Origin of the sequence: Phormidium pseudopriestleyi FRX01 (assembly GCF_017313335.1) — a bacterium.
Taxonomy (GTDB): domain Bacteria; phylum Cyanobacteriota; class Cyanobacteriia; order Cyanobacteriales; family Laspinemataceae; genus Laspinema; species Laspinema pseudopriestleyi.
This window is the reverse complement of the sequence record NZ_JAFLQW010000153.1, coordinates 1-9,156: the sequence shown is the minus strand read 5'-3', so window position 1 is coordinate 9,156 and position 9,156 is coordinate 1. Positions and strand designations below refer to the sequence as shown.

Genomic DNA, 9,156 nt, shown 5'->3' with positions numbered 1-9,156 from the left:
GGCTAGGGTTTAAACCCTAGCCGGTTGTCGTGTAAGCCCCATTTTCCCCATAACCCATCAGGCGCAGCGACTTTTAACGTAGGGTTGTTTAGCGGGAATTTGAATTAAAAACTCAGTACCCTGGCCGGGTTCTGAGTCACATTTGAGTACACCGCCATGTTTATCGACGACAATTTTATAACTAATAGAGAGGCCGAGTCCGGTCCCTTTGCCAACGGGTTTGGTGGTAAAGAAGGGGTCAAATAGGCGTTTTTTAACTTCTTCAGTCATACCAGGTCCGTTATCGCGAATGCGAATGGAGACTTCGCTGGGGTTGCCGAGGGCATCGGTTTTGGCAATGTCGGTGCTGATTGTAATAATATGAGGTGCGCCTTGATTTTCCAGGGCATCCATTGCATTGGTGAGAATGTTCATAAAGACTTGATTGAGTTGTCCGGCGTAACATTCCACTTTGGGGAGTTTTCCATATTCTTTGATGAGTTCTACCCCGGGGTCTTTGCCTTTGGGTTTCCAGCGGTTGTGTAAAATCAGGAGGGTGTTATCAATGCCTTCATGAATGTCTACGGGCTTCATTTCGGCTTCATCGAGACGAGAGAAGTTTCGCAAGGAGACGACAATTTGGCGAATGCGATCGGCACCCATCTGCATGGAGGCGAGGATTTTAGGGAGATCTTCGAGGAGGAAGTCGAGGTCTATATCTTCGGAGACTTCGAGAACTTCAGGGGCGGGATTGGGGTAGAGGGTTTGATAGACTTCGATTAGGTGCAGCAAGTCTTGGGTGTAGTTGTTGGCATGGACGAGGTTGCCGGTGATGAAGTTAACGGGGTTGTTGATTTCGTGGGCGATGCCTGCAACCATTTGTCCCAGGCTGGACATTTTCTCGGTTTGGATTAATTGGGCTTGGGTTTGTTTGAGGTTTTGCAGGGCGACGCTGAGTTGTTGGGCCTGGGTTTGGGCGGCGAGGGCGGCGGCGTGGGTTTGAGCGTAGAGTTCGGCTTGGTCGATCGCCAGGGCGAGTTGGTCTACGACGCCTTGGAGGAGTTCGATTTCGCTGTCGGTCCAGGGGCGGGGTTCGCTATGGCTACAGACGACGGCCCCGAGTTGACCGGAACGGGTTTCTAAGGGGAGGAGTAGGACGGAGACAATCCCCATGTCGCAGAAGAGGGTGCGGGTTTTTTCGTCTAGGTCGGCGCTGGTATCGAGGCGATCGCTCCGCAAGGATTCTAGGTCCCGAATTTTCTGGGTGAGGGGGCCGCTGAGGGAGGCTGGGTATTCGCACAACAGGTTTTTTTTGTTGGGCGATCGCGATTCATGGGTGACGGTGAGACTGGGCTGAAGGGGATGAGGCAAGTACCACAAAAAGTGACAGCGGTCAATTTGTAAGAGGGAGTGAATTTCGGTGACGGCGGTTTCGAGGATGGTATCGAGGTCGAGGGAGTTGCGAATTTGACTGGCAAGGCGGAATAGCAAGCCTTCACGACGGGAGAGGAGGGCTTCCCGGGTGCGATCGCGATCGATGGCTAGGGCTAAAGTGCTGGCGACCCAGATTAAGAGGTTTTGGACGGACTCGCTGACCCCATTCTCAATGACGACGGCCATGACGCCACAGATCTGGTCGTCGATGACTAAGGGTTGCAGTAAGCAATCCGGGTGGAGTTCACAATTTTCTAAGCTGTCGTTTTTACCGCGATCTCTTTGGCGAACCAAACAGCCGGTGTAAGTTTTGCGGGTTTGCGCGACGGTGCCAATTTGGGTTTGTCCTAGGGGAATGCGATCGGGGAACAGTTCCTGGTCTAGGGGAATCCCAACATTCGATCGCATCTCTAGTTCTTTGAGGGCCGGATTCAAGGTCCAAACGGAGGCGGAGGTTACTTCTAAATACTCCACGATCGCCCTCATGATCGCAGGGAACAGGGTTTCTAAGGGTCCTCCGTTAGCGATGAGTCGCCCAATTTGAGCGCTGAACCCATAGAGGCGACTGCTATTCAGGGGAGTGTCTTCGAGTTGGTTTGGGGGGGTCACATTTTGGAAATACACGGATAAACCTTCGGGGTTTGGGTAGGCTTGCATTTTTAAACACCGTCCCAGATAAAATGCCTCAACGGTGACCGTCCGTGCCTCACCTAGGGCGCGTCGGTACTCCTGTATCAATTTAGACTGATTCCATTGGCTTAATTCTTGCCAAATATTTTTACCAATTAAATGATGCCGGGGTTTGCCTAAAATTTCTTCACCCTGGGGGTTGATTTCGGTAAAATTCCACTCGCGATCGAGTCGAAAATAACCCACATTTTTTAAATCTGACCCCAAGGCGATCGCACAGGTATCGTTAGAGTTCCTGGCAATCTTGGCATCTGGTGGTTGAAGATCACAGGACTTGGTATTACTCGTTTTATCCATGACGATTCCATCTGTGTACAGCAGTTCTACCCCAGGACCCAACATTCTGCGCCGGCGATCGCCATTCAGCAGATCGTCGCTTACGACACACCCATTCCCCGATGCCATCCCTTGGTATTCTGTCCCAGTCCCAGGAAAACGCTCGTGGCAGAATCAAAGCGTCTCTGATTTGCGGATCAACTCGGGTACAGTCCTCGGAATGTATCAAACTGACGTAATCGGGTAAGGTTTGATCCACAACCGGAGAACCATTTATATCTGAGACCACTTCTAAATGTTGTTCCTCCAGAGTTGGACCCCTGTGACTCTCGATCAACTCCCGGATGCTTTTGATCGCCACCCCAGCATCAACCCAATTTTTTGGCTTTTGCTTGACTGCTCGGCCTATTATGGACAGTTTTACCACAAATGGAATCAGCGAGGATGAATAACCTCGCATCGCCCTCAATGCCGGTTGATTTCCCCTCAACAAAAAGCGGACGGCCCGAGGGCTGTCGCTACTTTGATTGGTCCATCCTGCGATCTCCTTCCAGGTCAGGGTCCTGGAAAGGCCGATTGACAATTGATCCCTCCCGTTATTTTTGATTTGTTCTTGACTTGGCACTGGTCCTTTCATCTGAAGGTACCTCTCCCAAAATTAGAAACGGCCAGTCTTTCTGACTGGACTGTAGCTTTTTATCATGGATTGGATTGCCCGGTACTGAGTTGATTTTACGCGAAATCACCCCCACTCGATACGGGGAAATTGCGGATTAAGGACTAATTTAAAAAAAGCGCAGATGCAGCCATCCTTGTCAATTTTAGCTAAGGTATTTTCCCGATCGCTATATTTATAGCCGCCCGTTTTATTCCCTCTTTCATCCTCTCCTATCATCTAGTATGTCTTTTTTGTTTCTTTTTTTTAAACTATTTAATAAAAATTAACTTTTGCTAAAAGTCACTCGGGCTGGGTCAAGGAGCAAAGGAGAGGACAACTCCTGCGTTGCAGAAGCACGTTAAATTTTTACTCCAAGAAAAGCCGAGTTTAAAATACCTAATGATATCAAAAAAAAATCCTTGATGTCAAGGAATCCTAACGAATAAAGCTGGAACCCAATCCTCGGCGATCGCCCCGGGCTGCGGTCACTCGGTCCGCTCAACCTAACCGGGTCTTTTTCGACCTGAGTAGACCACGGGAACGGGCTTCTCCCCTGGGAAAGAAATCCTCCAATCCACACTCTCCCGCCTGTATTTTTGATAATCCCACTGAATATTTACCCGATACCGGGGAGTTGTGAACCGACCTGATCTTAATGCAAAGAAACGATAAAGAAAAAATCAGTCTCTGTAAAGGAATCATAAAGTATTTTTCCGGCATTATTTCCGGGATTTCACCAGGCAGAGGGACATGAATCAGCCCCTGTGCCCTCTAATCTGTAGCCTCATTCCAAAACCCAAGACAACTCTCACACTTTTCTGCGTTGGCGGAACCTTTGATGCAGAACAGTACCCCTTTTTACGGGGACTCTGCGGGGATCACTGCTATTTAATGCATTCGGCTCCAATCATCTAAATCCATCGGGGAATCCCATTGCTAAACTAGGTAATAATCCACACCCTGGCCTCAAACGAAGAACCTCCTCATCCCATTACTGTTTTAAGGGTGGTCCATTCAGACTTACCACTTTATTGCTCGTCTCCCTTGGGGAACTTTTAAGCTTCTCCCGTATCCTCAAACTCATCGGTTTTTACAACTGATGTACCCGAACGGTTGACCAGGGGTTTCCTACTCTCGGGCATGGCTGATTATCTTGATTTTCTGGGGAGTTCACCCTGATGAATTAGGAAGATTTGCTGACTGAATCTGAGTAGATTATCACTTTTTACCCCAATGCTTCTGAGTCAATTCTCAGGTGGATGACCGAAGTTTCATTCCGTAGTTGAGGAATAATACTCGATTAAATCAGAGTAACGCGGGTCTCCTGGATGCTTTGCGAGATCAGAGTAAGCGGTTTTTCTCAAAAAAATATAGCACCGGCTGGACTTCATCCCCCTTTGTCCAGCTTCTTTACAGGTGAATCGCTGTTCGGTTTACAAGCCCCTAAAAGTCAGGAATCAGCCTGGGTCAAACCCTGAAAAAATGTAACTTTTGTATTAAGTTTTATGACCTCTGGCGTTCAGCTTCGATTCCATAGCCCATGTTTTTAGAAAAAGTATTAAGAAATACTTAAAAAACTCAGAAAGTGATCTATACAACAAAACATGAGTCAAGTATCAGCTACAAAGGAGGAAGATATCTAAAATCGGGTTGCCCAAGAGGTAGGCGAAGTCAAAACTTTCTCAAAATTCACGAATCACAGATCTCAAGTTGTTAAAGGGATGCTGATCAGATGAAGATAATCAAAAGGTTGTCACTACACTGATGCCGAGGAGAACCCCGAAGCAAAACTCACGAATCGATAAGGAATATCCGGAAATCAGAGTTTTCAGCAACCCAATGTCAGAGAATTTTACGATCGCCCAAGGGGAAGCCCCTCAGTTAGCACAGCCGGACCCGGAAGGGTTAGATGCTTCACCGATTCCATAACCATAATCAGGCCGAGCTAATTAGAGAAATTGTTTAAAAGTAAAGCCCGGGGCCACAGAGTGCAATTGTGCGAAAATCTTAAGTAGAGGAAGTTATTGGCTATGTTAACCACACTTCAATCCGAGTATAGAGAACAAGCTGAAGGACAGGAACTCCAGCAACAACTCGCCGCCAGTGAAATCCGGTTTCGGAATGTAATCGATAAATTGGCCGATGGCATTATCATCGTTGATGGGAAAGGACTGGTCCGCTTTATTAACCGCGCTGCGGAATGTTTGCTGTCATGTCAAGCGGATGCTCTGCTGGGGAAAGAAGTATTTGGCACAAGGGTCTTTGAAATCCAGGGGGGTCAAATCGGGACGGAAATTCTTCAGCGGGTGGGAGATAGCGATCGCGATAGCACAAGAGTGGTGCAAACGCAAGTGGAGATTTTGCGGAAAGGACAAGAAGATGCGATCGCTGAGATGCGAATTGTGGAAACTGAATGGGAAGGGGAAAAAGCTCTGATGGCATCCCTGCGTGATATTACGTCCCGGGTGCGAGCACTGGAAGCATTGCAAAAATCTGAGGCACAACTTAGAGAACAAACCCACCAACTTGAGCGCACCCTCCAACAACTCAAGCAGACTCAATCCCAACTGATTCAAACTGAAAAAATGTCAAGTTTGGGTCAAATGGTGGCTGGGGTCGCTCATGAAATTAACAATCCGGTTAACTTTATCTATGGCAATATCGATCACGCCAGTTGCTATATCCAAGATTTAATGGGGTTGATGGAACTTTATGAACAAAACTACCCCAATCCGGCAGAAGAGATTACTCAGTACGCTCAGGAAATTGATCTAGAATTTTTGAGTCAAGACTTACCCAAACTACTCTCTTCGATGAAGTTGGGAACCGATCGCATCCGCGAGATTGTGATGAGTTTGCGGAATTTCTCGCGATTGGATGAAGCGCAAATGAAGCGAGTGAATATTCATGAAGGGATTGATAGTACCCTGCTGATTCTGCAAAATCGTCTAAAAGCGCGATCGGGATTTCCCGGTGTTGAATTGGTTAAAGAGTACGGCGACTTGGAGCAGATTGAATGCTATGCCGGACAACTCAACCAAGTCTTTATGAATATTATCAGCAATTCCATTGATGCGATTGAAGAAAGTTCTAAGTTTTTAGTGCTGCATTCTGAGTTGTCCGACTCCACCGGGGAAGGATCAGCTTCTAAAATATCGCCCGAGATTAAAATTGCAACAGAATTGGTGGAAAAGATTTCGGCGAATGGCGATCGCGATGAAACCCGTCTGGTGATTAAAATTTCCGATAATGGTCCAGGAATGAGCGACGAAGTCCGACAACGATTGTTTGATCCATTCTTTACCACCAAACCAGTGGGCAAAGGGACCGGGTTAGGTTTGTCGATTTCTTATCACATCGTGGTGGAAAAACATGGCGGCCAATTGCAATGTCTCTCAACTCCAGATGAAGGCACGGAATTTATTATTGAAATTCCGATTCAACAGCAAAAACGTAAGTCTTCTGAAACTCCGGTTAATCGCTCGGATTTACGGCCCCAAACGCGATTTCAATCTCATCTCAAGGCTTGCTAAATTCTTTTAGCCGTTCCGAGCATCTTACCCTGTTCTTGATTTTTTCCTAGGGTGCGGTCTCATGAAGCGGTAGCGACCCGAATCTGCGGATTTACATTACATTACGGGCCTTAACATCGGCTTTATTTTAAGATGGGTCCATTCTGTTGGGTTGGGCTATCTTTCCAATCTTTAAATTAGCGAAACCCTGATCCAGTCCTATTTCTGCATCATAAGCAGAAAGGGTGACGGGTAAAATTTGCTGTTCCTGGATTAATTTTCTAGGTTCGGAATGGGGTGATATAGCGGTTCGGTGGACTCACCCTCACCCCCAGCCCCTCTCCCGTCTTGGGAGAGGCCTGTCCTGAGCCCTGAGCCCTGAGCCCTGAGCCCTGAGCCAGTCGAAGGGTCGAAGGGTCGAAGGGGGTCGAAGGGGGTCGAAGGGGGTCGAAGGGGGTTTGGGGTGAGGGCTGTACCTTGTGGACATGAGAAACGCTATATTGGCGACCCTCATCAAGTGGAGGGGGAGAGTTGTCAAGGGTTGAAACTCTCGGGGAATTTACTTAGAAATACTATAACAGATTTTTCAAAAAAATACCAACTCCGTAAAAAAACTGAAAGAGATTAAACCCCGGGTTCGGCTAACAGGATGGGGACTGAAGGCAGCCCGGTATTCAAGTGGCGATCGCCCCCGACTTCGGTTGAGTTAATCCGATAGGCAGGGGCGGATCAGTGATTTCTACAGCGGCGATCGCTGGCTGATTAATGGGCTTTATTTAATCGCTTAGAAATCCAACTGGTTAATCCACTCAATAGCGCACCGGCCATTAAAATGCCGATTGCTGGATTAAAAACAGGTTGCCAGAGTTGATGCCAGACATCTAGGCCGAGATTGACCCCAGTGGAGCGTCCCACGACGGCGATCGCAAACCAACCAAAGCTTAAGAATACGAAAAATACATCGGCGACTAAAAACAGGTTCAGCCAATTTAAAAGTTTTTCTTTCATGGGAGCTTGCTAGTCCTAAATCCTTTAAAACCATTCATCCGATTGCGGCGATCGCCTCGATGGTGAATGGTAAGATACCACGGCTAGGGTATCACGAGTGGGGTGCTTTAGGGGAATTCCTTGCTTAGATGCGTCGTAGTAACGGAATCACCCTCGGAGAATGCGCGATCGCCCAGACGTTAATGCTCAGACACATACTGGCTAGAGCCAGTAAGATATAGGTAGGAGCCATGACTACCCCGATCAGGAACCAACTGAGGACGTGCAAGACCATGACACTCGCATAAAAACTCGCGATCGCCGCCATGACTCGAATCTGGAGTTTCTGGGTTCCGAGGCCCATAAAAATCAGAGTTTGTAAGGTGGCCAGTAAGTTAGCCGGAACCAAAAACGCGCAAATCGCAATACAGTGGGTTCGAGAAAATTCGCAAATTAGATCAAACATTATAAACTTATGAAAGGGTTTTGTGCTAAGTGGAACTACAAATTTGGGATAAGTTTACTCTAGCATATTGACTTCGATATTGGACGAAGCATAGATAAATTTTATCAAAAATTGAGGTATGGTAAAAATAAGAAATTTGTAAATTCTTGTAAAGGATAGCGCACTTAATGGAAAATGCAGAAGGGATTTTTAATGTAGTGGCCGGACTGCTGGCCGTCGGGATTTTTGTCGGGGGGATGCTGATGATGTTTACCACAGTCTGGACGAGCAAGCGGTAAATCCCCGCACCCCAAAAAACCATCTAGGGAGTAGAGAGGCGATCGCCTCTCTACTCCCGTTAACCCGATTGAAACAGGCTCATCGGTACGCTACAGGTCAGAAAATCCGGATGGAGTCGTACCCAAAACAACGGAAAAAAATCCCCAGAGTCGGTGCCACATTCGGGGGCAAAATTGGCTATGATAAGATACAAAAACCCTTAGTGGTTTGTCCCTCAATGCAAAATAGATCCTTCATCAATCAACTGATGGCAGCGGGAATCCTATCTGTGGCGATCGCGCCTTGGATCCAACCCGTTGTCAAAGCTCGCGAACCCGTGCCATTATTTTTATTTGATACTCAATGTGTCACCAATGGACCCGGGCGATCGCAAGAAGAAACCTTAGATATATCCGTCGGGAGAAAAGTCTATCGTTCTTATTTCTTTTTAGGACCGGGAAGTCGAGAAGTCTCAGTAACCTGTCGAATTGGAGAACAAGAGGGTCAATTTGAATCCCTCTTATTAGAATTTGGAATGCGCGACAATGACCGAGGGAGTCCGCCGAATGCGGTCAATATTTATTTAGATGGAGTACGGGAAGTCTCACACACCCTGAGTCCCGGAGAGCAAGTTTCTTTATCTCTGAATATGAGCAATGTCAGCCATGTTGCCATTGAAACCGTTTGTTCTACTCAAAATCGCTATTGCGATCGGGTGTATTTTTTTGAATCCACTCTTTTACCTCGGATAAATATAGTCCCATCCGAGCCTAATTCTGAGTCTCCCAGTCAAATTTAACACAGCGGTCCAATCCCTCAATTAGCATTCCTTGCCGCTATTGATTGCCGAAATAATGGGAACGGTAGGGGTTTGGTCACCAAATCCTCTAACTGTT

5 protein-coding genes are annotated in these 9,156 nt (G+C 47.2%); 2 read left to right on the top strand and 3 right to left on the bottom strand.

The features are described 5' to 3' along the window. Window positions 1–57: 57 nt before the first annotated feature. Entirely contained in the window at window positions 58–2,508 is a 2,451-nt protein-coding gene (locus J0895_RS05725) for an ATP-binding protein (protein ID WP_242541081.1), read from the bottom strand. A 2,559-nt stretch (window positions 2,509–5,067) separates the two neighbouring features. On the opposite strand from J0895_RS05725, the gene J0895_RS05720 reads away from it, so the two are divergent. After that, window positions 5,068–6,570: a PAS domain-containing sensor histidine kinase gene (locus tag J0895_RS05720; protein ID WP_207087152.1), complete on the top strand. Its 1,503-nt coding sequence runs from the start codon at window positions 5,068–5,070 to the stop codon at window positions 6,568–6,570. Window positions 6,571–7,311: 741 nt separating this feature from the next. Here J0895_RS05720 and J0895_RS05715 read toward each other — a convergent pair. Together J0895_RS05715 and J0895_RS05710 are read right to left on the bottom strand one after the other, a co-directional pair. Then, window positions 7,312–7,557 carry a hypothetical protein gene (locus J0895_RS05715; protein ID WP_207087151.1) on the bottom strand — a complete coding sequence of 82 codons (246 nt, stop codon included), beginning with the start codon at window positions 7,555–7,557 and terminating at the stop codon, window positions 7,312–7,314. A gap of 124 nt (window positions 7,558–7,681) precedes the next feature. Continuing rightward, window positions 7,682–8,002, bottom strand: a complete 321-nt coding sequence (locus J0895_RS05710) for a hypothetical protein (RefSeq protein WP_207087150.1) — start codon at window positions 8,000–8,002, stop codon at window positions 7,682–7,684. 388 nt (window positions 8,003–8,390) lie between these two features. Between J0895_RS05710 and J0895_RS05705 the strand changes: the two genes are divergently transcribed. Further along, complete coding sequence (locus tag J0895_RS05705; RefSeq protein ID WP_207087149.1) at window positions 8,391–9,059, top strand: hypothetical protein; 669 nt, start codon at window positions 8,391–8,393, stop codon at window positions 9,057–9,059. Window positions 9,060–9,156: the final 97 nt, after the last annotated feature.